Source organism: Enterobacter sp. CCUG 70166 (assembly GCF_020224095.1).
Taxonomy (GTDB): domain Bacteria; phylum Pseudomonadota; class Gammaproteobacteria; order Enterobacterales; family Enterobacteriaceae; genus Enterobacter; species Enterobacter intestinihominis.
The window spans coordinates 253,369-277,859 of record NZ_NRIQ01000036.1 but is presented as its reverse complement, the minus strand read 5'-3'; the positions used below and the strand labels follow the sequence as shown (position 1 = coordinate 277,859).

The 24,491-nt window shown below is 57.4% G+C and carries 22 protein-coding genes; 4 read left to right on the top strand and 18 right to left on the bottom strand.

All coding sequences use genetic code 11. The annotated features are described in order from the left end of the window. Together CKK19_RS16795 and CKK19_RS16790 are read right to left on the bottom strand one after the other, a co-directional pair. Entirely contained in the window at positions 1-654 is a 654-nt protein-coding gene (locus CKK19_RS16795; protein WP_058645753.1) for a LysE family translocator, read from the bottom strand. Positions 655-702: 48 nt separating this feature from the next. Next, positions 703-1,446, bottom strand: coding sequence for a helix-turn-helix domain-containing protein (locus CKK19_RS16790; RefSeq protein WP_022646943.1), 744 nt, complete (start codon positions 1,444-1,446; stop codon positions 703-705). A 150-nt stretch (positions 1,447-1,596) separates the two neighbouring features. Here CKK19_RS16790 and CKK19_RS16785 point away from each other — a divergent pair, with 150 nt between their 5' ends. Beyond that, entirely contained in the window at positions 1,597-2,967 is a 1,371-nt protein-coding gene (locus tag CKK19_RS16785) for an NAD-dependent succinate-semialdehyde dehydrogenase (protein ID WP_023305391.1), read from the top strand. Between the two features lie 178 nt (positions 2,968-3,145). On the opposite strand, the gene CKK19_RS16780 is transcribed toward CKK19_RS16785, so the two are convergent. Next, positions 3,146-3,691, bottom strand: coding sequence for a YfaZ family outer membrane protein (locus CKK19_RS16780; RefSeq protein WP_023299248.1), 546 nt, complete (start codon positions 3,689-3,691; stop codon positions 3,146-3,148). Between the two features lie 409 nt (positions 3,692-4,100). Between CKK19_RS16780 and CKK19_RS16775 the strand changes: the two genes are divergently transcribed. Continuing rightward, positions 4,101-5,459 carry an esterase-like activity of phytase family protein gene (locus CKK19_RS16775; protein ID WP_063854302.1) on the top strand — a complete coding sequence of 453 codons (1,359 nt, stop codon included), beginning with the start codon at positions 4,101-4,103 and terminating at the stop codon, positions 5,457-5,459. Between the two features lie 84 nt (positions 5,460-5,543). Here the strand turns inward: CKK19_RS16775 and CKK19_RS16770 are convergent, their stop codons facing one another. From CKK19_RS16770 to hpaG, 15 genes are all read right to left on the bottom strand, one after another. After that, positions 5,544-7,391, bottom strand: coding sequence for a 3'-5' exonuclease (locus CKK19_RS16770; RefSeq protein WP_063854303.1), 1,848 nt, complete (start codon positions 7,389-7,391; stop codon positions 5,544-5,546). A gap of 186 nt (positions 7,392-7,577) precedes the next feature. Beyond that, positions 7,578-8,531: a GTPase gene (gene yjiA / locus CKK19_RS16765; protein ID WP_023299251.1), complete on the bottom strand. Its 954-nt coding sequence runs from the start codon at positions 8,529-8,531 to the stop codon at positions 7,578-7,580. Between the two features lie 10 nt (positions 8,532-8,541). Beyond that, entirely contained in the window at positions 8,542-8,745 is a 204-nt protein-coding gene (locus CKK19_RS16760; protein WP_003856610.1) for a YbdD/YjiX family protein, read from the bottom strand. Between the two features lie 96 nt (positions 8,746-8,841). Next, entirely contained in the window at positions 8,842-10,995 is a 2,154-nt protein-coding gene (locus CKK19_RS16755; protein WP_063854304.1) for a carbon starvation CstA family protein, read from the bottom strand. 219 nt (positions 10,996-11,214) lie between these two features. After that, the gene (locus CKK19_RS16750; RefSeq protein WP_023305395.1) at positions 11,215-11,472 is read right to left on the bottom strand and encodes an HTH domain-containing protein; all 258 of its coding nucleotides are present in this window, start codon (positions 11,470-11,472) and stop codon (positions 11,215-11,217) included. A 120-nt stretch (positions 11,473-11,592) separates the two neighbouring features. Next, complete coding sequence (locus tag CKK19_RS16745; RefSeq protein ID WP_003856606.1) at positions 11,593-12,102, bottom strand: 4-hydroxyphenylacetate 3-monooxygenase reductase subunit; 510 nt, start codon at positions 12,100-12,102, stop codon at positions 11,593-11,595. Positions 12,103-12,119: 17 nt separating this feature from the next. After that, a complete protein-coding gene (hpaB, locus tag CKK19_RS16740; RefSeq protein ID WP_010427196.1) occupies positions 12,120-13,682 on the bottom strand; it encodes a 4-hydroxyphenylacetate 3-monooxygenase, oxygenase component in 1,563 nt (520 codons plus the stop codon). A 195-nt stretch (positions 13,683-13,877) separates the two neighbouring features. Further along, the gene (gene hpaA / locus CKK19_RS16735) at positions 13,878-14,768 is read right to left on the bottom strand and encodes a 4-hydroxyphenylacetate catabolism regulatory protein HpaA (RefSeq protein ID WP_022646953.1); all 891 of its coding nucleotides are present in this window, start codon (positions 14,766-14,768) and stop codon (positions 13,878-13,880) included. Further along, entirely contained in the window at positions 14,740-16,086 is a 1,347-nt protein-coding gene (gene hpaX / locus CKK19_RS16730; RefSeq protein ID WP_032625355.1) for a 4-hydroxyphenylacetate permease, read from the bottom strand. The genes hpaA and hpaX overlap by 29 nt, the downstream gene beginning before the upstream one ends. A gap of 21 nt (positions 16,087-16,107) precedes the next feature. After that, complete coding sequence (gene hpaI / locus CKK19_RS16725; RefSeq protein WP_063854305.1) at positions 16,108-16,905, bottom strand: 4-hydroxy-2-oxoheptanedioate aldolase; 798 nt, start codon at positions 16,903-16,905, stop codon at positions 16,108-16,110. 10 nt (positions 16,906-16,915) lie between these two features. Beyond that, positions 16,916-17,719, bottom strand: coding sequence for a 2-oxo-hept-4-ene-1,7-dioate hydratase (gene hpaH / locus CKK19_RS16720; protein ID WP_063854306.1), 804 nt, complete (start codon positions 17,717-17,719; stop codon positions 16,916-16,918). Positions 17,720-17,819: 100 nt separating this feature from the next. Next, entirely contained in the window at positions 17,820-18,200 is a 381-nt protein-coding gene (locus CKK19_RS16715; protein ID WP_045309044.1) for a 5-carboxymethyl-2-hydroxymuconate Delta-isomerase, read from the bottom strand. 9 nt (positions 18,201-18,209) lie between these two features. Then, complete coding sequence (hpaD, locus tag CKK19_RS16710) at positions 18,210-19,061, bottom strand: 3,4-dihydroxyphenylacetate 2,3-dioxygenase (protein WP_022646958.1); 852 nt, start codon at positions 19,059-19,061, stop codon at positions 18,210-18,212. A 2-nt stretch (positions 19,062-19,063) separates the two neighbouring features. Further along, positions 19,064-20,530, bottom strand: a complete 1,467-nt coding sequence (gene hpaE / locus CKK19_RS16705; RefSeq protein ID WP_063854307.1) for a 5-carboxymethyl-2-hydroxymuconate semialdehyde dehydrogenase — start codon at positions 20,528-20,530, stop codon at positions 19,064-19,066. Next, positions 20,527-21,804, bottom strand: coding sequence for a 4-hydroxyphenylacetate degradation bifunctional isomerase/decarboxylase (gene hpaG, locus CKK19_RS16700; protein WP_063854308.1), 1,278 nt, complete (start codon positions 21,802-21,804; stop codon positions 20,527-20,529). The genes hpaE and hpaG overlap by 4 nt, the downstream gene beginning before the upstream one ends. 268 nt (positions 21,805-22,072) lie before the next feature. On the opposite strand from hpaG, the gene hpaR reads away from it, so the two are divergent. Continuing rightward, a complete protein-coding gene (hpaR, locus tag CKK19_RS16695; protein ID WP_006810239.1) occupies positions 22,073-22,513 on the top strand; it encodes a homoprotocatechuate degradation operon regulator HpaR in 441 nt (146 codons plus the stop codon). A gap of 83 nt (positions 22,514-22,596) precedes the next feature. Then, on the top strand, positions 22,597-24,261 hold the full coding sequence (gene tsr / locus CKK19_RS16690; RefSeq protein ID WP_023305399.1) for a methyl-accepting chemotaxis protein: 1,665 nt from the start codon (positions 22,597-22,599) through the stop codon (positions 24,259-24,261). The last annotated feature ends 230 nt before the right edge of the window (positions 24,262-24,491 follow it).

The window sequence follows — 24,491 nt, the reverse complement described above, 5'->3', positions numbered from 1 at the left end:
TTAAGGATAGAGGGATACGGGGGAAAAGTGCAAAAACCGCCACAGCACCCACCCACCAAACCCCATCAATACCACCCCCGCCGTGCGCTCTATCAGCCAGAGCGAACGGCTGAGCTTTCGCTGAACCGCCGGTAACCCCATCAGCGACACCAGCGCAAAATCCCATACCAGTACTACCATCACCATCCAGACGCCGCAGGTCGCCTGCTGAAGCAGCGTGACGTCCGGCCCGAGTAACGCCGTCATCAGCGCCAGGTAGAACAACGCGTTTTTGGGATTCAACAGCGCCGAGCCCAGCCCCAGCAGGATCTGCTTACGCAGCGAGGGGCAGCGCTCATGTGTTTCATTTAGCGTCAGCGTCTGCGGTCGGCTGCGTACAAGATGCGAGCCGATCCAGAGCAAATACAGTGCGCCGGATAATTCAATCAACGTGAACAGCCACGCGAACTGACGCAGCGCGCTCCATCCCATAATGACCAGCAAAATGTAAAGCCCATTTCCTGCCGCTATCCCGATGCACAATCCGGCGCTGCCGCGCAGTCGGTAGCGGGCGGCGTAGCCCATCAGCAGGAAAAAATCCGGGCCCGGGCTTAACAGGGCAACAAAATGCGCCAGCGCCAGGGCGAGAAAAGCGGAAGGGAAGAACAGTTCCATAGCGACCTCAGAATGCAAAACTGGGGCCAGACTACGAAAACACAGAACCTATTTATTGTCTGATATTGATCGGCCCGTAGCGTACTGGCGCGGTGTGGCGGCGGTGTAGCGCACAAAGGTCTTATGAAAATGGCTCTGGTCGGCAAACCCGCTCTGGTAGCCGACATCGGCGATATCATCCCCGGCACGCAGCCGCGCTTTGGCGTACTCTACGCGGGAGATATTGAGGAAGCTGCCAGGCGTCAGGCCCGTGTCCTTCTTGAAGGTACGGATCAGCGTCTCCTTTCGCAGCGAGAATCGTTGCGCAAGTGCGTCGAGGGAAGGCGGGCTGGAAAGACTGGAAAGAAATGCCTGCTGAACCTGCTGGCTGGTTGATCCAGGTTTTTCTGCCTCATCCATGCAATGGGGAAGGGCAGTAAGCAGCCTGTCCACGGACGCAGGGGACATCCTCTCAACAACTTCCCGGTAATACATAAACAGCGTAGCGTTGCGAATCACCTGAACCGCAAGGGGAAGGTCCGTATCGATATAAAGCATATGATAACTACGCGGCTGCCCGGCAACAGGGTTGCAGCTGTGTGGGACATAAGCCGGGATCACAATCAGGTCCCCGGGCTGGAGGATGTATTCTCTGCCATTACACACGCAGCATGTCTGGCCTTCCACAATTGCGCCGATGGAGAGCTGAGGGTGGCAATGGCGTTTGTACGCCTGCATGCTCTGCCACGTGCTGCGTAGTTCAAGGCCCGAGGCGCGGTGAAAGGTCTGACGGATGTGGCGGGTATCGGTCATAGCAACTCCTTCTGAAGGTTTTTTATACCACGCCAGCCACGGTATGGCATCGCTTTACTCAGAACCTTCCGGATATACCCAACTTTACGTCCATAGCCAGTCATGTTGACTACCCTTAATACCCTAAGCGGTAAAACATGGAGATTCGATATGGCTTATCAGACAGTAAATCCTGCCACTAACCAGCTCATCAAAGAATATCCCTCCCACACTGACGCAGATGTTGAAGCGGCGCTGAAGGCAGCCGATGCGCTCTATCACTCCGACTGGGCGAAAGGCGACATAAGCCAGCGCCTGCCGGTACTGCATAAGCTGGCGGACCTGATCGACGAACGCGTGGAGGAGCTGGCGAAAATCGCCAGCCAGGAGATGGGTAAGCTCATCGAACAGAGCCGCGGCGAGGTGAAGCTGTGCGCGCAAATCGCCCGCTACTATGCGGACAACGCGAAGCAGTTCCTGGCCCCGGTGAAGTATGACTCTGAACTCGGGGAAGCATGGGTTGAACATCACCCCATCGGCGTGCTGATGGCCGTCGAACCATGGAACTTCCCATACTATCAGCTGATGCGCGTTCTTGCGCCAAACCTGGCGGCGGGTAACCCTGTCATCGCTAAACACGCCAGCATTGTGCCGCACTGTGCGGAAACCTTCGCCCATCTGGTGCGTGAGGCGGGCGCGCCGGAAGGGGCGTGGACCAACCTGTTTATCTCGTCCGATCAGGTGGCGAACATCATCGCTGACGATCGCGTACAGGGCGCGGCGCTAACCGGTTCAGAAAAAGCGGGCAGCGTGGTAGCGGCCCAGGCGGCGAAGCACATTAAGAAATCCACGCTAGAGCTTGGCGGTAACGACGTATTCGTGGTGCTCGACGATGCGGACCTGGATAAAGCGGTGAAGATCGGCGTTAACGCGCGGCTCAACAACGCCGGGCAGGTCTGTACCGCGGCGAAGCGCTTTATCCTGCATGAAAAGATTGCCGATGCCTTCCTGAGCAAATTCACCGAGGCATTTAAGCAGGTGAAGATTGGCGATCCGCTGGACGAAAGCACCACGCTGGGGCCGCTGTCCTCTAAAGACGCGCTCGACACGTTGACCAAACAGGTTAACGAGGCGGTGAAAAACGGCGCTACGCTGCACTATGGCGGCAAACCTGTGCAGCGAGACGGGAGCTTCTTTGAGCCGACCATCCTGACCAACATCTCACGCGACAACCCGGCGTACTTCGAAGAGTTCTTTGGCCCGGTAGCGCAGATTTACGTGGTGAAAAACGACGACGAGGCGGTCGCGCTGGCGAACGACTCCCACTACGGCCTGGGCGGAGCGGTGTTCAGCCAGGATATTGAGCGCGCGAAGAAGATGGCATCGCGTATTGAGACCGGGATGGTGTACATCAACTGGCTCACCGATACGGCGGCAGAACTGCCGTTCGGCGGCGTAAAACGTTCGGGTTACGGACGCGAGCTGTCGGACCTGGGGATCAAAGAGTTTGTGAACCAGAAGCTGGTGGTCGTTCGCAAGTAATGTCGGACATAAAAAAACCTGCCATCCGGCAGGTTTTTTTATTAACAGTCTCATCGCCTTTTTTGCCGTGTGGCGCTGCGCTTACCCGGCCTACAAGGTGCAATAATATTCATAAATTGCACCCTTCATTGTAGGCCCGTGCAAGCGTAGCGCCGCCGGGCGAAACGGGCAAACAGGCTTAGAAGGACACGCCACCGCCAACATATGCGCCGTCAATCAGCGTGTGGTTAGGACGACCGTCTTTACCATCAACGCTCACGTGACGATAACCCACCTTCAGCGTCACCGGCTTCACTGGCGTCCAGCTTACGCCACCATTCGCTTCAACGTAGTTTTTCACGCTGTTGTTCAGGCCGTCTGGCGCAACGTAGCCTTCACCGAATACCCTGATGCTGTCGGTCAGGGCAACGTTCACACCGCCGCCGACCGGGAACGCCACGCCGTTATCGCCTTTTTTCGGGCCAACGTAGAGGGCCTTAGCGCCTGCGTTCAGCATCACCGGGCCGACTTCAAAGTTGTAGCCTGCTCCTACGCCACCGGTTGTGGTGCCGTCATCTGTGTTTTTCAGCCAGCTACCTTCGGTGTACAGACCGGAGGTTGATTTCCCCATTTCCACATTCAGGTTGGTAAAGTTTTTACCCTGCTCAATGCTGCCGCCCATGGCCAGTGCGGAGCCCGATACGGCAGTCAGAGCGGAAAGAAGGAGAACGTTGAGCTTTTTCATGAGTTTTTCCTCGTCATCAAATTAATCTGAGGGCACCTTAACAAGAGCTGTTTATCTCTGCAAATGCGATGCTTGTCACGTTTTTATGCTGATTTTGTTTGGTTTTTGAATTTTAAATGTTGTTCGAATGTTGATCCGGCAAGGAGTCAATACGTAATGCATTCGCGTTTAGGAAGGGTTCAGGATTCTCATTAAACGTACGCTGAACGGGTCGGAAAAATTAGTTCAGGATGAATTAATTGAGTTTCTAATAATTTCAAAAAGTGTTTCAGTTGTCACAGATAAAGACACAGGTTTACATTTCTGGAGGTGGCTATACGCCCCGTCGTGCCGAACCGCTTTCACCATGTCATTTTTCTGACACGTTTCTTCATTACGTTGTTGGCTTCACTTACTGGGTGCTAACACTATGAAAAGAAAAATCATTCCTGTGCTAATTGGTTGTGCGCTCTCTTTCTCTGGCCTGGCGGCACAGCCAACCGCGGAGCGTTACGTCGTCAGTTTTCCCGAAGGCTCGCATGTCAAATACAGCGGTGCGTTTGCCAGCGCGTTTCCGAACGGGCTGCCTGTGGGGATTGGCTCTGGCCTGCTGTCTATGGGCAAGCAGGGCGACGCCCTGACGTTTATGACCGTGACCGATCGCGGTCCTAACGCGGATTCGCCAAAAATGGGGAAAAATGACGCTAAAATCTTTGTTACCCCGGATTTCGCCCCGCAGCTAATGACGATCCGCGTGCAAAACGGTAAAGCGGAGGCCGTGGACGCGCGTCCTTTGCATGACGATAAAGGCGAAATCAACGGTCTGCCGCTGCAAAGTGGCGTGATTGGTTCCACCAATGAAATCGCGCTAAGCGACACTTTAAAAGTGCTGAAAGGCGATAACCGCGGGCTGGATACGGAAGGCATCACGCCGGACGGGAAGGGCGGCTACTGGCTGTGCGATGAGTATGGCCCGTTCCTGATTAATATTGACAGTAAAGGGAAAATCCTCGCGATCCACGGCCCACAGGCGGCGGAAGGGGAGAAATCCATCGCGGGCGGTCTGCCAAATGTTATCAAATGGCGCCAGGCAAACCGGGGATTTGAAGGCCTGACCCGCATGCCGGACGGACGTATTATCGCCGCTGTCCAGAGTACGTTGGATATCGACGGGAAGAGCAAAAAGCAGGCGCTGTTTACGCGACTGGTCAGCTTCGATCCGGCGACCGGAAAAACCGCGATGTACGGCTACCCTGTCGACAGCGCGGCCTACAGCAAAAACAGCGACGCCAAAATCGGCGATATCGTGGCGCTGGATAACCACACTATCCTGCTGATTGAACAGGGCGAAGATAAAAACGACGTAATGCGTAACCTCATCTACAGGGTGGATCTGAGCAAGGCGAGCGATCTGGCCGCCTTCGACAAGCCGGGCGAATACCCGGAATTTGACGATGAGAAAACGCTGGCGCAGCGCGGCATTACACTTGCGGAAAAAACGCAGGTGGTCGATCTGCGTGCGCTGGGCTGGCAGCAGGAAAAAGCCGAAGGGCTGGCGCTGATTGACGACAAAACGCTGGCGGTGGCGAACGATAATGACTTTGGCGTGAAGGTGGCGATGCACAACCCGGCCGAGGGCAAGAAGCTCAAGGATTATCGGGTGAACGCGGAAGGCAAGCTGACGCTGGATGACAAAGCGGTTGAAACTACCCTCAGCGTCAAGCCGCTGAAGAAGCCGGATTCCGACAGCGAGCTATGGATTGTGACGCTGCCGGAGGCGTTGAAATAATATTGGACTTTACCCCTCACCCTGGCCCTCTCCCCACAGGGGAGAGGGGATTGTTCGGTGCAGATACTTTTCAACGCGGAATAGTTAGATCGACTTAACGCTCTTTTCCCAGGTCTCGACCAGATGATCTCGCAGGCTTCCGGTTCCGTGCATTGTCACCAGAAGATTCTGTCGTGCGCGGGTAATGCCGACGTAAAGGCGCTTGATATCGTCACTCAGATCTTCACTGTCCCTTTCCTTTGCCGCATCCATAATGGCGACCGAATTAAACTCAAGCCCCTTGCTGCTGGGCAGCGGCATGACGCAGAGGTAATCATTCTGCGGGGACCAGTGCTTTTTATCATCGCTGGAGACAATCATCTGGTATGGGATCTTGCGGGCTTCAAGCCTTGGCGCGAGCATGCCTGAAATGCTGTAGGTTGAGGGGCACAGTATGGCGATTTCTGACCACGCAACACCTTCCTGTCGCTGCTCTGTGACCCAATCGAGGACGCGCGTAATCTCCTCGTCCTGATTATCAAAGCTGGCCAGCGCGGGATACTTCCCGGACAGGCCACCTGCGGCAGGCTGCTGGTATTTGAGAGAAGCTTCTATGTGATTATTGAGATAATTAAATGCTACGCTGCTGGCAAAATGGAGTATTTGCCGGGTGTTGCGATAATTGGTATCCAAAATAGTTGTACGGCCCTGAGCCTTTATATCGACGCTGGACAGGGTAAAATCGAGAGCTTTCTTTTTCTGATAAATTGACTGAGCGTCATCGTACAGAAACAGCAGGGAGCTATCTTTATTGTCCGGCATTTTGGCGAGGATTCTTAGCCATTCCGGTTTAAAATCGTGTCCTTCATCTATCAAAACGGCGCTGTACTGCTCCGGTTTGATTGCTCCCTCTTCAAATGCCACCGTCAGCGCATTCTCCATCAGCTCAATAAAGTTTTTGCTCCTGGGGGGAAGACGCCGATGCGCGTTTAATTGCTGATAACACCAGGCGTGGAAATGGATAACTTCGACGGGAAGTCTGAGGCTATGCTGTTCGAGCTGCGCTTTGAGTTTTTTAGCCAGCGTAATGTTGTAGCAAATCACCAGTATCGGTTTGGTGTTTTCAATGTTGTTGGCAAGCTCAATACATCGGTGGTGCAAAATGAGCGTTTTGCCCGAACCTGCCACGCCATGAATTACCCTGTGTCCCGCCCCCATACTTCTGGCGAGTTGTTCCTGGTTCCTGTCCATCATGCATACCACATCAGGGGTGTGGAAAGTAAAATTATCCAGGTCAACCCGCGTAACGGATGGGTTAATGCGGACATCGGGATAAAGATGCCACCGGATGCGGTCGAGCTGCTGTGGTGTTGTGTTATGAACAAAGTGATGTTTGAGAAGGGATTCGAGCCGGCCAGAGATTTGTTCTCGAGTCATAAACTCGTTGAGTTCGTCTTTGCATATCACCTGGCTGGCGGGCAATATTTCATTCAACTCCTCAGGTGTAAAACTCTTTTCCAGCTGTGCCCGAGTGATGTTGCTCAAATAAACACCGTATCCATACGGCATAATAAAACCGCCCTCATGCTCTCCCTGTATCTGGCGAAGCAGGGGATCTTTTTTCAGGCTATTGATGATATGAAAGGTATATTGTCGAACTTGTTCGAGTGGGTTCTTCAACGGCTCTATGCCGTTTTTGGTTTCATAATTAATATGGGTTTTATTAGCCGATTTTATTTTTGTGATATACCAGTCTTTCACTTCTATAAACAGCAGCCCTTTATCGGGGGCCAGAATCACAAAATCAGGATGATCGTCTTTGTCTCCCATTCGGGTATCATACCAGCAGGTACATTGTTCGCTGAGCCCACCCTCCAGAAGCCTTGCCAGTCTTTTTTCTCCTGCCGTAATTTTCTCGCTACAGCTGCTAACCGTGGGAATAATGATTGCCATATTACGCCTACCAATTCATGAAAATTATATGAATCCAATTAATTAATATTGTAACCAATATTAATCAAAGCATGATTTCATTCATGATAAGAACATTAACAGACAATATTGCAAACAGAAAGGGCGAAACCCGCATTTTGCCCTAATGAAATACGCCCCCTTTACTGTTTAAAGGGGAGCGACGATTTACTTTTTCAGTCCCGCAAACGCTGCCCGAATTTCCTCTTCCGGCAGCTGTATTCCAATAAACACCATCACGCTGTGCGGCGGTTCATCGCCCCACGGACGATCCCAGTCGGCGCTGTACAGGCGCTGCACGCCCTGGAACAGCAGGCGGTTCGGCTCGCCGTCGATCCACAGCATTCCTTTATAGCGCAGCAGCTTGTCGGCAAACGACAGCAGCAGGTTCTCCATCACGCGCGAGACCTCGCTGATGTCCACCGGGTAGTCCAGCTCCACCACAATCGACGCTACGTCGTTTTGCTTGTCTGCCATAAAGTGGAAACGCGGTTTCGCGGTGACGTTCTCCTCCAGCATAAAGCCGTTGGTGTTGAACAGCTGAGACAGGTCGATATCGCCGTGCGTCACGGTATAAATGGGTGCGCGCGAGTTGATGCGCGTCAGGCGCTCACGCAGTTTTTCGCTTTCACCCGCCACGTCGGTTTTGGTCAGCAGAATGCGGTCGGCGTAGCCAATCTGAGACTGGGCGATGGTGAACTGGTTCATCTGCTCGTCGGCATGGACCGCATCGACCAGGGCAATCACGCCGTCCAGCAGGTAGCGCTGGCACAGAATATCGTGGGAGAAAAAGGTCTGAATAATCGGGCCGGGATCGGCCATGCCGGTGCACTCGATCACCAGACGGTCGAAGTGGATGTCACCGCGATCGCGGCTGTCGAGCAGGTCCAGCAGGGCGTCTTCTAATTCACTGGAGCGGGTGCAGCAGATGCAGCCGTTGGTCAGGGTTTTGATCTGCGTGGCGCGGTCGCCAATCAGCTGATCGTCAACGGAGACTTCGCCAAATTCGTTTTCAATGACGGCGATTTTGAAGCCGTGCTGTTCATTCAGGATGTGGCGCAGCAGGGTGGTTTTACCGGCGCCGAGAAAACCGGTCAGCAGGGTAACGGCAATCGGGGTCATGGTTTCTCCTTTAGCAGCAGCGGACGCCGCCTTCTCCACTTCCGCCGTAGCGCGCTTCCTGACGCTCGCGGAAGAATTCAGTGTAGGTCATGTACGGCTTATCCGGATGGTTGGTCTTCATATGCTCAACGTAGTTGTCATAGTCCGGAATGCCAATCAGCATTTTCGCCGCCTGACCGAGGTATTTTTTTGCTTCGCCTAAGTTACCAAACATAACGTGTCCTGATAAGAAAAAGCCCGGTGGCGCTACGCTTACCGGGCCTACAGTAACGTTGTAGGGCGGGGCAGCGCAGCGCCACCCGCCATTTTATTAATGGTGTGAAGACGTCTTCACGCCGCCTTCCGGCACCGGCACGTACGGGGTTTCTTTGTCCGTACGGCCATCGGCATTACGCACTTTCATCCAGGTTTTAATGCCGTAGAAGATAATGCTGTACACCACCACCAGGAACAGAATGCTCAGACCCGCGTTGGTGTAGTTGTTCACCACGATATGGTTCATGTTGGCAATCTGCTGCGCAGTCAGATCCGCGCCGCCTGCGGCAATCTTCTCTTTGTACTGGTTAGCCATGAAGAAGAAGCCTTCCAGCTGCGGGTTGGTGCTGAACAGTTTCAGACCCAGCGCCCAGGTAGTGCAGAGCAGCAGCCACAGCGCAGGCACCACGGTTACCCAGATGTATTTGGTGCGTTTCATCTTCACCAGGACAATGGTGCCCAGCACCAGGGCCACAGCCGCCAGCATCTGGTTAGAGATGCCGAACAGCGGCCACAGGCTCTTCACGCCGCCCAGCGGGTCAACAACGCCCTGATACAGCAGATAACCCCACAGACCTACGCAGCCCGCAGTACCCAGAACACCTGCTACCAGAGAGTCGGTTTTCTTCAGGAACGGCACGAAGTTACCTAGCAGATCCTGCAACATGAAGCGGCCTGCACGCGTACCGGCATCCAGCGCGGTGAGGATGAACAGCGCTTCAAACAGGATACCGAAGTGGTACCAGAAGCCCATGTCCGCCCACGGCAGCACTTTGTGGAACACGTGTGCGATACCCACCGCCAGCGTCGGTGCGCCACCTGCGCGGTTCAGCACGGATGGTTCGCCGATGTCTTTCGCGGTCTGCATAATCTGCTCAGGCGATATCACGAAGCCCCAGGAGCTGACGGTCGCCGCCGCGTGTGCGCTGGCGTCTTTCAGCTGCGCCATAATCAGCGCGGTATCTTCGCCGCCCATCTCATGCAGGTTTGGCATGGTGATGCCGAGACCCGCTGGTGGGGTGTTCATCGCGAAGTACAGCCCAGGCTCGATAATCGACGCCGCAACCAGCGCCATGATCGCCACGAAGGATTCCATCAGCATCGCGCCGTAACCGATGAAGCGCGCGTCGGTTTCGTTGGCCATCAGCTTCGGCGTGGTGCCGGAGGCGATCAGTGCGTGGAAGCCAGACACGGCACCGCAGGCAATGGTGATAAACAGGAACGGGAACAGGGCACCTTTCCACAGCGGACCGGTACCGTCAATGTACTGCGTCACCGCCGGCATTTTCAGCTCCGGGTTGATGATCACAATCCCGATTGCCAGCCCGACGATCACGCCGATTTTCAGGAAGGTCGCCAGGTAGTCACGCGGAGCCAGAATCAGCCACACCGGCAGCAGCGCTGAGATGAACGCGTAACCGATCAGCGCGAAGGTGATGGTGGTGTCTTTAAAGGTCAGCGCCGGGCCCCAGTACGGGTCGTGGGCAATCACGCCGCCGAAATAGATGGAGGCGACCAGCAGCACGATACCGATGACCGACACCTCGCCAACGCGGCCAGGGCGCAGGAAGCGCATGTAGATGCCCATGAACAGCGCAATCGGCACGGTAGAGCAGACGGTGAAGACGCCCCACGGACTTTCGGCCAGCGCTTTCACCACGATCAGGGCCAGCACAGCCAGGATGATGATCATGATCAGGAAACAGCCGAACAGGGCGATCGTGCCCGGCACGCGGCCCATCTCCTCTTTGATCATCTCGCCCAGCGACGAACCGTTACGGCGCGAGGAGATAAACAGCACCATAAAGTCCTGCACCGCTCCCGCCAGCACTACGCCCGCCAGCAGCCAGAGCGTACCCGGCAGGTAGCCCATCTGCGCAGCCAGCACCGGACCGACCAGCGGACCCGCGCCTGCAATGGCGGCGAAGTGGTGACCAAACAGCACGTAACGGTTGGTTGGCACATAGTTCAGGCCGTCATTGTTAATGACCGCCGGGGTGGCGCGCGTCGGGTCGAGCTTCATGACCTTCTGCGCGATGTACAAGCTGTAGTAGCGATAAGCCACAAGATAGACGGAAACCGACGCGACCACGATCCACAGGGCGCTGACGTGCTCGCCCCGGCGTAATGCGACAACCGCCAGACAGAAAGCGCCGATGATCCCGAGGATGGCCCAGGGCACGTGCTTAAGTAGTTTTTTAGTATCCATAGTAAGACCTGGTTTTTTATGTAAAGAAAAAAGGGTCAGGGTTCGTTGTGAGGAGGTATTGATTAATGCTGGAGCGATCGTGCCAGATCCTCGCGCGTGTAAAGCACGGTAAATGGGTGAGTGGTTGAAAGCGATGCGTGAGCGGTCAAAAGCGAGGGTGAGTGGTTAAGGCTCACCCCCGGCGGGAGAAAATATGTGATTGAGATCACTGAGAATAATCTAGCCCTGCGGGGTTTCGTCGTTCGCATCAGGGCATTGCGTGCAGCGGCAGGGCTGATATGCGGGCAGCAGCTGATAGCGTCCTTTACCGTCGTGTTCGATAATCGGGGAAAGGGCCTGTAGATCGCGGTACACCGTACGTTCGGTAATGCCAAATTTTTGCATCAGATCGCGGCGATTAACGCTTCCGTTGCGGTGCAGGGCAATAATGATGTCAACCAGACGTTCAGCCGAGCGGCTTCGGGGTGAAGAGGCCATAAGACTTTCCAGCGTTAAGGGGGCGGCTGACGACGTCGTCAGCCGCCCCGGAAAATTTATCTTATGGATAGTTAACGGCGCACCTTTGCGGAAACCTTAGCGTTTTTTTGTGCAACGGGATCAAACCGCGGCTTCCATCTCCATCATCACCGGGTGGAAACGGCGTTTGAAGTAGATCAGGCCGTGCCCCTCGCTGCTGAGGATGATGTTCTTAATCTCCACCAGGTAGACCAGATGGGTACCGATGGTTTGCACCTGGGTTATCTCACCTTCCAGGCTTGCCAGGGCGCCTTTCAGCACCGGCTGCGCCAGCGGTCCTTTCTGCCAGCAAGAGAGAGCAAAGCGCTCCTCCATGGCCATGCCGGTCATCCCGGCAAAGTGGCGGGCCATGATCTCCTGCTCGTGGTTCAGCACGTTGACGCACAGTTTGCCGTTGCCCTGGAAGACCGGGTTCATGGCGCTGTTGGCGTTGATGCAGACCATGACCGAGGGCGGGGTGTCCGTGACCGAACAGACGGCGGTGGCGGTAATGCCGCAGCGGCCCGCATCGCCCTCGGTGGTGACCACATTCACCGCCGCCGACAGGCTGGCCATCGCGTCGCGAAAACGCAGGCGTTCTTCAGATTGCATTGAAACCTCCTGCTGCGTTATTTCAGCAGCTTATCCAGCATGTTGATATCAGTGTTGTTGTGCAGGTGCGGTACAGTCCAGCCGTGCTGGTCGTACTCGGACATGCAGCGGTCAACCATCGCCATCATCTTGTCCATGTTGCCGGAGCTTTGCGCCTGACGCAGGCATTGCAGGCGGATCTCATCCTGGCTACCGGAGTAGTTGATTTCGTACAGCTCGTGACGTCCGCCAAACTCGCTGCCGATGGCATCCCACATCAGTTTCAGAATCTTGATGCGTTCGACGTGATCCATCCCGTTGGAGCCGCGTACGTACTTCGCCAGATACTGGTCGATCTGCGGGTTGTTCAGGTCCCGCGCGCTGGACGGCAGGTAGATCAGCCCGGAGGTCACGTTGCGTTCGATGATGTTCTTGATTTTCGCGTAGGCCATTGGCGCCATCACGCGGTAGGTCTGTAACGCCGCGTGGTCAGGCAGGTACGCGCCGTTTACCCACGGCGTGGCTTCGGAGCACATGGAGTCGCTCAGCGCCCAGAACATGTTGCGCCACGCCACCACTTCGCCGAGATCCGCCTGCACGCCGCGGAACTCGAGGGTGCCAGTGCACTCCAGCGATTTCTTCAGCAGAGCGGTGATGAAGTCGAGCTTCACTGCCAGACGCACGCAGGCCTGAAGCGGGTACATGCGAGCGAAGCCACCTTCCATTGTCCAGCGACGGCAGCGGTCGAAATCGCGGTAGATCAGCACGTTTTCCCACGGGATCAGCACATGATCCATCACCAGAATGGCGTCGTTCTCGTCAAAGCGGCTGGAGAGCGGGTAGTCGTACGGAGAGCCTGTCGCCCCTGCCACCATCTCGTATGAGGCGCGGGAGATCAGCTTCACCCCTTCGGCATCCATCGGCGCGACGAACATTAGCGCGAAGTCCGGGTTTTCGCCCATCACCTGCGCAGAGCCAAAACCAATCATGTTGTAGTGGGTCAGCGCCGAGTTGGTGGCCACCACTTTCGCGCCGCTGACGATGATCCCGGCATCGGTCTCTTTCTCCAGCTTGATGTAAACGTCTTTCACCTCGTCCGCCGGTTTATGGCGGTCGATAGGCGGGTTGACGATGGCGTGGTTAAAGTACAGGCCGGTTTCCTGAATACGGGTGTACCAGTTGCGGGCGTTCTGCTCGAACTGACCGTAGAAGGCAGGGTTCGCCCCCAGCGCGCAGCCGAACGCGGCTTTGTAGTCTGGCGTGCGGCCCATCCAGCCGTAGCTCAGGCGCGACCACTCGGCGATGGCGTCGCGCTGCTGGCGCAGATCGTCGGCGCTTTTCGCCACACGGAAGAATTTATGGGTGTAGCCGCCGCTGCCGGTGTCGGTGCCCCAGCAGAGGGTATCCTGCATGTCTGGCTTGTGCAGGGCATCGTACATCTGGGCGATGGACGCCGCCGCATTGCGAAATGCCGGGTGGGTAGTGACGTCCTTAACGCGCTCGCCGTAGATATAAATCTCACGGCCATCTTGCAGGCTTTTTAAATACTCTTCACCGGTTAACGGACGTTTGGCATCAGCGCGGAAATCTTCAGGCTTCATAGGGACCTCGTATCGGAAGATGGTTGTTAAATTTATGTTTTGTTTTTGTTGTTTAATTGAAGCGTGAGAGGGGCGGAACGTGAAGGGACGATTGGGACAACGGCAGGTACTTTTCGGGTGGGATGTTGTTTTGTGATCTGTGCGGCTTTTCGGCGGGTGGCGCTGCGCTTACCCGCCCTACGAACCGTGATGCGTTCAGGAAACCGGTACTTTCTGCGCCCGGTATGCGCTGGGTGAGCACCCCGTCAGTCGGTTAAAAAAACGGGCGAAATAGGCCGGATCTTTAAACCCCAGTTGCCAGGCAATTTCGCTCACTGTGCTGTCGGAAAACAGCAGCAAGCGCCTGGCTTCCCGCAGCTGGCGGTCGAAGATCAGCCGTTTCGGCGAGCGGTTGGCAAAGCGGCGGCAGATATCGGTCAGGCGGGATTCGGTAAGATGCAGTTCGCTGGCGTATTCCGGCACCGTCCAGTGCTCGTGGTAATGCGCATCTGTCAGCTGGTTAAAGCGCTGAAACAGCTTCAGCTCGCCGCGCATGCCGCCTGAAGCGTGGTCGTCGAGCTTCGCGTTGCGCAGCAGCAGGGTAAATACGGCCTGCGCCAGCAGGACCAGCGTATGCTCACGGCCCGGCAGCTGTTCCGTGGATTCCCGGGCAATGAGCTGCCAGTAATGCTTCAGCGCCGCCAGCTCGTCAGGCCTGTCGGCAAGCGACAGGCAGATCCCCGGCAGGCCGAACGCCTCCCGCGTGCCGGGGTAGAGCACTTCTAACAACGGCCAGATAAGATCCTCGCGCACCGTCAGCACGTGGCCGTCGCTGTCGGATTCAGTGATAAACGCGTGCGGCACCGACGGCGGCGTCAGAACGAACAGCGGCGCCTGCACCGAGTAGCGGTGGTCGTCGAGCTGCAGCTCAATCTGCCCGGTGTCGAGAAAATGCATCTGAAAATACTGGTCGTGGCGGTGCGCCTGCATGTCGCGGCCAAAAAAGGCCGCCATGCGGGCGAACGACTGGTAGTGCACATCGTCGGTGCCCAGACTTTCGTCGTACTCCTTGCTGATATCAATGTTGGCGATAGGGCTCTGGCACATGATCGTTCCTCTTTTGAACCCGCTGCGTCATCGGAATGCGCGTCAGCACCAGCGCGCCCACTACCAGCAGACCCGCCACGAACCACAGCCCCGAGCTGAAGCTGCCGGTCGCGTCGCGAAGAATACCAATCAGCAATGGGCTGACGGCAGACCCGACGTTGCCGATGGCGTTGATCACCGCCAGCGCCACCGCGCGGGATTGCAGGCTAATCACCTGGTCCGGCGTGGTCCAGAATATCGCCATGGCGGTAAACGATCCGGTTGAGGCCATGATGATGCCAAGCAGCTGGATCAGGCTGTGATCGGTCGCCGAGGCCAGCATCCATCCCGCCGCCGCAAACAGATACGGCAGGATGGTGTGCTTTTTTCGCTCTTTCAGCCTGTCGGAGCGGCGGCTCCACCAGATCATCCCGAGGATGGTGCAAAACTGCGGGATCGCCGCCAGCAGGCCAATCACGATATTGCTGCTGCCGGTGTTGAAGCTTTGCAGGATCTGCGGCGTCCAGATGTTGATCGCGCTCAGCGTATTCGTCAGGCAGAAGTAGGCCAGCGTGTAGAGCAGTACGGCGGGCGTCAGCACCTCGCGCAGCGTCGATCGCGGCGTGGCGACGTGCGCAATGGCCAGTTCCTGCTCGCGGGCGATCATCGTTTTGAGTGCCTGCTTTTCATCATCATCCAGCCAGGTGGCCTGATCCGGGGTGTCGTTAAGGTAGAACCAGGTCACCACGCCGAGCACCACCGACGGCAGCCCCTCCAACAGGAACAGCCACTGCCAGCCCTTCAGGTTCCACAGCCCGTCCATCGCCAGAATGTACCCGGAGAGGATCGAGCCGAGCATCATGGTCACCGGCATGGCGATCATAAACAACGCGTTGGCGCGGGCGCGGTGATAGGCCGGGAACCACCAGGTGAGATAGACCAGGATCCCCGGCAGGAAACCGGCTTCGGCAATGCCCACCAGCATGCGCAGGACGTAGAGCGTTTCCGGGCTGGTGGCGAACATGGTGCAGGTAGAGGCGATGCCCCACACCACCATGATCCCGGCGATCCAGCGCCGTGCGCCGATTTTCGCCAGCATGATGTTGCTGGGGATCCCGCACAGCACGTAGGTGACGTAAAACAGGGTCGCGGCCAGGCCAAACATGGTCGACGTGAGGCCCAAATCTTTGCCCATCGTTAGCCCGGCAAAGCCGATGTTGATGCGATCGAGAAACGAAAAGACAAACAGGATAAAGAGAAACACGATCAAACGACGGAACAGCTTGTTGATAACGCGATGTTCTATAGCTTTCTTATCTTGCAGGGTAGAGGTCGTCATGCTGCGCTCCAGATCTTACGTTTAGTAGACGGATTTATTGTTATTAACTGACGTAACCGGTTGTTCGATAAAACGTGCCGCCAGCGCTTCCGCGCCGCGGGCGAGCAGGGTGGTGTCGACGCCGACGGCGACAAACAGCGCGCCGAGTGCAAGGTAACGTTTCGCCAGTTGCTCGTTCGCCATCAGGATGCCGGGCGCTTTACCGGCGGCGCGTATCTGCGCGATCGCCTGCTCAATGGCGGCCTGCACCTCCGGGTGCTGCGGATTACCGGCAAAGCCCATGTCGGCACTCAGATCCGCCGGGCCGATAAACACGCCGTCGACGCCGTCCACGTCCAGGATCTGCGGCAGGTTTTTTAACGCTCTTAGGGTTTCGATTTGCACCAGCACGCACATGGCGTCGTTAGCCTGATGCAGATAGTCCGGGATACGGTTCCAGCGCGACGCCCGCGCCAGCGCGCTGCCGACGCCGCGAATGCCCGCGGGCGGATAGCGGGTGGCGCTGACCGCCAGCCGCGCTTCGTCGGCGTTTTGCACCATCGGCACCAGCAGGGTTTGCGCCCCCACGTCCAGCAGCTGCTTGATCTGCACCGGATCGTTCCACGACGGGCGCACCACCGGCTGGCTGGGATAAGGGGCGATGGCCTGGAGCTGAGTCAGGATGGTTTGCACGCTGTTCGGCGCGTGCTCTCCGTCGATCAGCAGCCAGTCAAAACCGGCCCCGGCCAGTAGCTCAGCGCTGTAGCTGCTGGTTAGCCCCAGCCATAACCCGATTTGCGGTCGGCCCGCTTTCAGCGCCGCTTTGAATGCGTTTTGCATGGTCATCTCCTTACACAAAGCGGCAGCTGATGGAGCCCATGTTGCCGTAGTCGACGTGGAAGGTGTCGCCTCTGCTGGCGGGCACCGGGCGGGTAAACGAGCCGCCGAGGATGATCTGGCCTGGCTCAAGCTGCACGTCGTATGGCGCGAGTTTGTTCGCCAGCCACGCCACGCCGTTCGCCGGATGATTAAGGACGCCTGCGGCCACGCCGGTCTCTTCGATCACGCCGTTGCGGTAGAGCAGGGCGGAGATCCAGCGCAGATCCAGTTCGTCGGGTTTAATCGGGCGGCCGCCGAGGATCACGCCCGCGTTGGCGGCGTTATCGGAGATGGTGTCGAACACCTTGCGCGGACGCTGGGTTTCCGGGTCGATGTTATGGCAGCGGGCGTCGATCAGCTCCAGGGCGGGGATGACGTAATCCGTGGCGTTGTAGACGTCGAAGATCGTGCAGTTCGGGCCGCGCAGCGGTTTTGCCAGCACGAAGGCCAGCTCCACTTCGATGCGCGGGACGATAAAGCGATCCACGGGGATGTCGCTGCCGTCGTGGAAGAACATATCGTCCAGCAGCGCGCCGTAGTCCGGCTCGCTGATCTGCGAGCTGGCCTGCATCGCTTTGGAGGTGAGGCCGATCTTGTGGCCTTTCAGCACGCGGCCTTCGGCAATTTTCAGGCTCACCCATTCGCGCTGGACGGCGTAGGCGTCTTCAATGGTGATCTCCGGATACTCAAGCGAGATCGCGCGGATCTGCTCCCGGGATTGTTCCGCCTGATGCAGGCGGTGGGCGATCAGGGTATGGGTGTGTTTGTCGAGCATGGCGATATCCTGTTGTTGCCGGGTGGCGCGTAGCGATCCCGGCCTACGTTCGAGCCGTTGTAGGCCCGGTAAGCGAAGCGCCACCGGGCGAAAAAGATGTCTACTTAAACAACGCGTGCACGTTGTTTTGTTTGTAGTTCAGCGTCGGATCGAGTTCTTCCATGGCGAAAGAGAGCGCCAGATAACGGCCCGCCATTAGCTCTGCAAAATGCGTTTTGATCAGCGCAAACAGCATTTCACCGACCTCTTCCCGGCTCTCCAGACTGCGCCCGGCGCCGATTTTGAGCGTCATATGCACAAAGGCGTAATCGTGCTTGCCGTCGGCCATCTGCCAGGTGTCCAGCCAGTGGGCGCGGCTGCGGATACCGCCGAGCGGGAAGATCCCCGTGGCGGCGAGCGCCTCGTTCACTTTGGCGAACAGCCCCGGCAGGTCGGCCTGCTCGCGGATGTTGTCGGTACATTCAGCAATAAAATGCGGCATGGTGGCTCCTTACGCGGGCAGCGGGAAAACGGCGTTGACCTGGCCGGTGCCGGAGCTGGCGAACAGCTCGGTGAGAAACTCCACCTTACCGTCGTAGTTGTCCCAGCCGAGCATCCCCAGCAGCATCACCGTGTCGTGCATGTTGCCCTCGCCGTAGCAGTAGTCGGCGTACTCCGGCAGCATGCTGCAAAACTCTTTGAACTGCCCCTCGCGCCACAGCTTCACTACCCGCTCATCCATCTGGCGGTCAAACTCGCGGGTGTAGCTGTTCATCCCTTCCTCCGCGCGCTGGTCGTCGATAAAGCGGTGCGACAGCGAGCCGCTGGCGAGCACCGCCACGGTGCCGTCGTATTTTTCGATGGCGCTGACGATGGCCTCGCCCAGCCTGCGGCTGTCGGCGAAGTCGTGTACCGTGCAGAACGCCGAGATGGAGACCACTTTGAAGTGCTTATCTGCGTTCATGTAGCGCATCGGCACCAGCGTGCCGTACTCCAGCTTCAGGCTCGGGATGTTGTGCGCCTTGGCGCGCACGCCAAGCTTCACCGCTTCGTCGGCGATCAGCTGGCCGAGTTCCGGGTTGCCGTCGTAGTCGTAGGTCATGTCGCGAATAAAATGCGGCAGCTCGTTGCTGGTGTAGACGCCTGAAAAATGGTCCGCACAGTTGATGTGATACGCGCTGTTCACCAGCCAGTGGGTGTCGAAGACGATAATGGTATCGACGCCCAGCTCGCGGCAGCGCTTGCTGATCTCTTTATGCCCGTCGATGGCTGACTGGCGGCAGCCGTGGTTTTTGCCCGGCAGTTCAGAGAGATACATTGACGGCACGTGGGTGATTTTTGCCGCTAACGCTAATTTTCCCATGATCAGATCCCCCATTTTGGAATCGGATGGTCGCCCATGGAGATACAGACGTTTTTCATCTCCGCGAAGACCTCAAAGCTGTACTCGCCGCCCTCACGCCCGGTGCCGGAGGCCTTCACGCCGCCAAACGGCTGGCGCAGGTCGCGCACGTTCTGGGTGTTAACGAACACCATGCCCGCTTCGATGTTGCGCGCCAGACGCAGCACTTTGCTGACGTCCTGCGTCCAGATGTACGACGCCAGGCCATACTCCACGTCGTTTGCCAGGCGCAGGCCTTCCGCTTCATCCTTAAACGGCAGCAGGCAGGCCACCGGCCCGAAGATCTCTTCCTGCGCCACGCGCATGCGGTTATCGACATCCGCCAGCACGGTCGGGCGCAGGAAATTGCCGCCTTTCAGGTGCGCAGGCAGATCGGTCGGTTTGTCCGGGCCGCCCGCCAGCAGGGTTGCCCCCTCTTCAATGCCGAGGCGGATGTAGCCGGAGACCTTCTCCCAGTGCTGCTTGCTGATCAGCGCGCCAATCTGGGTGTTCGGATCGGTCGGGTCGCCCACGCGCAGGCGGCTGGCGCGCTCGGCAAAGCGTTTGACGAACTCCGGGTAGATGCTCTGCTGGATGAAGATGCGCGAGCCGGCGGTGCAGCGTTCGCCGTTGATGGAGAAGATGGTGAACAGGGCGGCGTCCAGCGCGCGCTCGATGTAGGCGTCTTCAAATATCAGCACCGGAGATTTGCCGCCCAGCTCCATGGAATACTTCTTCAGCCCGGCGTTTTTCATGATGTTACGCCCGGTGGCGGTGCCGCCGGTGAAGGAGACGGCGCGCACGTCATGATGACGCACCAGCGCGTCGCCCGCCGTGGCGCCATAGCCCTGCACTACGTTCAGCACGCCCGCCGGAATGCCCGCCTCCAGCGCCAGCTCGCCCAGACGGTCGGCGGTAAGCGGGGAGAGCTCGGACATCTTTAGCACCGCGGTGTTACCCAGCGCCAGGCACGGCGCGACCTTCCAGGTGGCGGTCATAAACGGCACGTTCCACGGCGACACCAGCGCACAGACGCCCACCGGCTGCACGAGGGTGTAATTGAGCATCTTGTCATCGACCGGGTAGGTTTTGCCGTTCATCTGCTGGCACACCTCGGCGAAGAACTCGAAGTTGTGCGAGGCGCGTGGAATGAGCACGTTTTTGGTCTGGTGGATCGGCAGGCCGGTGTCGGCGGTTTCCATGGCGGCAATGTCCGGCACGTTCTGGTCAATCAGATCCCCCAGGCGACGCATCAGGCGCGCACGCTCCTTCATCGGCAGGTTGGCCCATTTCGGGAACGCCTCTTTGGCGGCGGCAACGGCCTGATGGATTTCGGCTTCGCCGCCGGAGGCCACTTCTGCCAGCACCTCGCCGGAGGCCGGGTTAGTGGTTTGGAAGTACTCACTTCCGGCGACGTTTTTCCCGTTGATCCAGTGGTTAATCTTTTTCATTTTGCAGTCTCCTCACTGACAATTCGGTTTACCAGGCGGCCTACGCCTTCCACTTCCACTACCACCTCATCGCCCGGCACCACGTCGGACAGCCCCTTCGGCGTGCCGGTGGCAATCATGTCGCCCGGTTGCAGGGTCATGAAATCGCTCAGATACGCAATCAGGAATGGGATGCTGAAAATGAGATCGGCGGTGGTGCCTTCCTGACGCAGTTCACCGTTGACGTAGGTGCGAAGACGAAGGTTGTGCGGGTCAGGGATGGCTTCTTTTGGCACTACGTTCGGGCTGATGGGGGTCAGCCCGTCGCGGCTTTTCACCCGCAGGTTCGGGCGATAGTAGTTTTCGAGATAATCGCGGATGGCGTAGTCGTTGCACACCGTGTAGCCCGCAACATAGTCCATCGCCTCGGCTTCGCTGACCTTACGCGCGGTTTTACCGATGACCACCACCAGCTCGGCTTCGTAATGCATGTATTCAATGTTGTTTGGGCGCACCGAGGTCTGGTTGTCGCCGTTAAAGGTGTTCGGCGCTTTGATAAACACCAGCGGCTCGGTGGGCGGTTTGAAGTCCAGCTCGCTGGCGTGATCGGCGTAGTTCAGGCCGAGGGCGAACAGCGTGGCGTGCGGCGGCGTGCGCGAAGCGATGGTAACGTCGCGTTCCTCCACCACCGGGTTTTCCAGCGGCGGAAATCCCTCTGCCAGAATGCGTACCCGATCGCCCGGGCGAATTTCGACGCGGCTTTGCGGGGTACCGAGCAATATCGCATCGCCGGGGTTCAGGGTGGCAAATTCGCTCAGGGCGCTCAGCAGTTCGGCGGCGTTGCGGTGCAGATCGGCCGTGTTCCAGTGGTCCGCTTCGCGACCGTTGATCTCGGTGATGATGGTCAGGTTGTCCACGTTATCAACGGCGACAGGTTCGCCGAGCGGGCAAAATCCATCCCGGCATTTGGCTTTAATAGCCGGGCGGTAGAAGCTCTCTTCCGGCAGGCTGATTTCGTTGGCCAGCGCGTAGCCGGCGATGTACGCCGCCGCCTCTTCAACGCGTACTTTGCTGGCGGTTTTGCCCACCACCAGCGCCACCGTTGCGCCGCTTAACACGGTTTCTCCCTGCGGGAAGGGAATCGGCTCGCCTGCGCGAATAACGGTGTTATGTGGCTTGATAAACCACACCGCCGTTTTTGGCGGCGCGTTATAGGGGGCTTTTTCAAACGCCTCAGCCCAGGCCGCACGCTGGCTTTGGTGGTTTAGCGCTACGGCAAAAACAGTACCTTTCATTCCCATACTCCTCAAACCGGCTGTCCAGTTTTGATTTCATTAATATGTTAATGATCTGGTTTTATGCTTTTGCTGTTCGTTTCGCAATCAGAAGTGAATAATTTGTGATATGAATAACAATAAATTTACACCAATGGTTTAATTATCATTTAAATCAATGCATTAAAAAAATGACGTTGTTTCTGTTAGACTTTTTGGGTTACAACGTATTGTCTATAAAAGCATCTGTTTTAAATTGTTTACTTGTTAATGATGTAAGGGGAAGGTGATGCATGATTCATTAACCATCGCGCTGTTGCAGGCGCGTGAAGCGGCGATGGGCTACTTCCGCCCGATAGTGAAACGGCATAATCTGACCGAGCAGCAGTGGCGTATCGTCCGCGTACTGGCCGAGCATCCCTCCATGGATTTTCATGATCTGGCGTTCCGCACCTGCATTTTGCGCCCAAGCCTGACCGGCATTCTGACGCGGATGGAGCGCGACGGTCTGGTGCTGCGCTTAAAGCCGGTGAATGACCAGCGCAAGCTGTACGTATCGCTGACGAAAGAAGGCAACGCGCTGTACCAGCGTGCTCAGGCTCAGGTGGAAGAGGCGTACCAGCAGATTGAGGCGGAATATACCCCGGAGAAGATGAAGCAGCTCACGGCGCTGCTGGAAGAGTTTATTGAACTCGGAAACCGACATATTGCCGCGCGGGACGAAGAGTAAAAACCCTAAAATCCAGGATGATTTTCGTAAAGTTTTCCCTTTCCAGGCCGAAAATTCTGTATCTGTCTGAGGAAAGAGAAAACATGTTAAATCGTATCAAGATTGTCACCAGCTTACTGCTGGTTTTAGCGATATTTGGCCTTTTACAACTCACATCCGGTGGTCTTTTCTTCAATGCCCTGAAGCATGACAAAGAGAATTTCACCATCCTGCAAACCATTCGCCAGCAACAATCCACCCTGAACGGTAGCTGGGTGGCGCTGCTGCAAACCCGTAACACCCTGAACCGCGCGGGTATCCGCTATATGATGGATCAGAACAATATCGGCAGCGGCTCAACCGTCGCCGAGCTGATGCAGATTGCCTCTGCGTCTCTGAAACAGGCGGAAAAAAACTGGGCGGATTACGAAGCACTTCCGCGCGACCCGCGTCAGAGCGACGCTGCGGCACTGGAAATCAAACGTAATTACGATATCTACCACGGCGCGCTGGCCGAGCTGATCCAGCTGCTGGGGGCGGGCAAGATCAACGAGTTCTTCGACCAGCCGACCCAGAGCTATCAGGATGGCTTTGAGAAGCAGTACGTCAGCTACCTGCAACAAAACGACGCGCTCTATCAGACCGCGGTTGAAGACAGCAACAGCTCTTACCGCCAGGCTATCTGGGTGCTGATTAGCGTGCTGGCTGCGGTGCTGGTGGTGATTGTTGCCGTCTGGCTGGGTATTCGTCAGGCGCTGATTTCGCCGCTGAACCGTCTGATTGACAGCATTCGTCATATCGCCAGCGGCGACCTGGTGAAGCGCATCGACGTGGAAGGCTCCAACGAGATGGGTGAACTGGCTGACTCCCTGCGCCATATGCAGGGCGAGCTGGTGCGCACCGTGGGTGACGTGCGTAACGGCGCAAACGCCATTTACAGCGGTGCGAGCGAAATCTCGATGGGCAATAACGATCTCTCATCCCGTACCGAGCAGCAGGCTGCCTCTCTGGAAGAGACCGCCGCCAGCATGGAACAGCTGACCGCCACAGTGAAGCAGAACGCCGAGAATGCCCGTCAGGCGAGCAACCTGGCCCTGAGCGCATCCGAAACCGCGCAGAAAGGCGGGAAAGTGGTGGATAACGTGGTGCAGACCATGCGCGACATCGCCGGCAGTTCGCAGAAAATCGCCGATATTATCAGCGTGATCGACGGGATTGCTTTCCAGACTAATATTCTGGCGCTGAACGCGGCGGTAGAAGCGGCACGTGCGGGCGAGCAGGGCCGCGGCTTTGCGGTGGTTGCAGGTGAAGTACGAAACCTGGCGCAGCGCAGCGCCCAGGCGGCTCGCGAGATCAAGAGCCTGATTGAAGACTCCGTGGGGCGCGTGGAGTTGGGTTCAACGCTGGTAGAAAGCGCCGGTGAAACCATGGGTGAGATCGTGAATGCGGTAACGCGCGTGACGGACATCATGGGCGAAATCGCGTCTGCGTCTGATGAGCAGAGCCGCGGTATCGACCAGGTGGGGCTGGCGGTGGCTGAGATGGATCGCGTGACCCAACAGAACGCCTCGCTGGTGGAAGAGTCTGCGGCGGCCGCGGCGGCACTGGAAGAGCAGGCGAGCCGTCTGACGCAGGCCGTTGCGGTGTTCCGTATTCAGCAGGAACAGATGAAGGCGCGCGAGTTCGCCTCCGCGAAAAGCGTTGCCGCACCGGTAGTGGCGCGTAAACCGGCGACCGCAGATGCGGGCGATAACTGGGAAACGTTCTGACGTTGTGCGTTTCGCCGGGTGGCGGCTGCGCCTTACCCGGCCTACGGATTGTGGGTTTTGCCGGGTGGCGGCTGCGCCTTACCCGGCCTACGGGATGTGCGTTTTGCCGGGTGGCGGCTGCGCCTTACCCGGCCTACGGGATGTGCGTTTCGCCGGGTGGCGGCTACGCCTTACCCGGCCTACGGATTGTGGGTTTTGCCGGGTGGCGGCTACGCCTTACCCGGCCTACG

What these genes read in the sequence shown, in the direction of transcription:
- CKK19_RS16775 (WP_063854302.1), top strand. Translation starts at nt 4,101, where the DNA reads ATGAAAAGAAAAATCATTCCTGTGCTAATTGGTTGTGCGCTCTCTTTC.
- CKK19_RS16780 (WP_023299248.1), bottom strand. Translation starts at nt 3,691, where the DNA reads ATGAAAAAGCTCAACGTTCTCCTTCTTTCCGCTCTGACTGCCGTATCG.
- CKK19_RS16750 (WP_023305395.1), bottom strand. Translation starts at nt 11,472, where the DNA reads ATGGCCTCTTCACCCCGAAGCCGCTCGGCTGAACGTCTGGTTGACATC.
- hpaG (WP_063854308.1), bottom strand. Translation starts at nt 21,804, where the DNA reads ATGAAAGGTACTGTTTTTGCCGTAGCGCTAAACCACCAAAGCCAGCGT.
- tsr (WP_023305399.1), top strand. Translation starts at nt 22,597, where the DNA reads ATGTTAAATCGTATCAAGATTGTCACCAGCTTACTGCTGGTTTTAGCG.
- CKK19_RS16715 (WP_045309044.1), bottom strand. Translation starts at nt 18,200, where the DNA reads ATGCCGCATTTTATTGCTGAATGTACCGACAACATCCGCGAGCAGGCC.
- hpaB (WP_010427196.1), bottom strand. Translation starts at nt 13,682, where the DNA reads ATGAAGCCTGAAGATTTCCGCGCTGATGCCAAACGTCCGTTAACCGGT.
- CKK19_RS16760 (WP_003856610.1), bottom strand. Translation starts at nt 8,745, where the DNA reads ATGTTTGGTAACTTAGGCGAAGCAAAAAAATACCTCGGTCAGGCGGCG.
- yjiA (WP_023299251.1), bottom strand. Translation starts at nt 8,531, where the DNA reads ATGACCCCGATTGCCGTTACCCTGCTGACCGGTTTTCTCGGCGCCGGT.
- hpaX (WP_032625355.1), bottom strand. Translation starts at nt 16,086, where the DNA reads ATGACGACCTCTACCCTGCAAGATAAGAAAGCTATAGAACATCGCGTT.
- hpaA (WP_022646953.1), bottom strand. Translation starts at nt 14,768, where the DNA reads ATGTGCCAGAGCCCTATCGCCAACATTGATATCAGCAAGGAGTACGAC.
- CKK19_RS16795 (WP_058645753.1), bottom strand. Translation starts at nt 654, where the DNA reads ATGGAACTGTTCTTCCCTTCCGCTTTTCTCGCCCTGGCGCTGGCGCAT.
- CKK19_RS16770 (WP_063854303.1), bottom strand. Translation starts at nt 7,391, where the DNA reads ATGGCAATCATTATTCCCACGGTTAGCAGCTGTAGCGAGAAAATTACG.
- hpaI (WP_063854305.1), bottom strand. Translation starts at nt 16,905, where the DNA reads ATGCAAAACGCATTCAAAGCGGCGCTGAAAGCGGGCCGACCGCAAATC.
- hpaR (WP_006810239.1), top strand. Translation starts at nt 22,073, where the DNA reads ATGCATGATTCATTAACCATCGCGCTGTTGCAGGCGCGTGAAGCGGCG.
- hpaH (WP_063854306.1), bottom strand. Translation starts at nt 17,719, where the DNA reads ATGCTCGACAAACACACCCATACCCTGATCGCCCACCGCCTGCATCAG.
- CKK19_RS16755 (WP_063854304.1), bottom strand. Translation starts at nt 10,995, where the DNA reads ATGGATACTAAAAAACTACTTAAGCACGTGCCCTGGGCCATCCTCGGG.
- CKK19_RS16745 (WP_003856606.1), bottom strand. Translation starts at nt 12,102, where the DNA reads ATGCAATCTGAAGAACGCCTGCGTTTTCGCGACGCGATGGCCAGCCTG.
- CKK19_RS16785 (WP_023305391.1), top strand. Translation starts at nt 1,597, where the DNA reads ATGGCTTATCAGACAGTAAATCCTGCCACTAACCAGCTCATCAAAGAA.
- hpaE (WP_063854307.1), bottom strand. Translation starts at nt 20,530, where the DNA reads ATGAAAAAGATTAACCACTGGATCAACGGGAAAAACGTCGCCGGAAGT.
- hpaD (WP_022646958.1), bottom strand. Translation starts at nt 19,061, where the DNA reads ATGGGAAAATTAGCGTTAGCGGCAAAAATCACCCACGTGCCGTCAATG.
- CKK19_RS16790 (WP_022646943.1), bottom strand. Translation starts at nt 1,446, where the DNA reads ATGACCGATACCCGCCACATCCGTCAGACCTTTCACCGCGCCTCGGGC.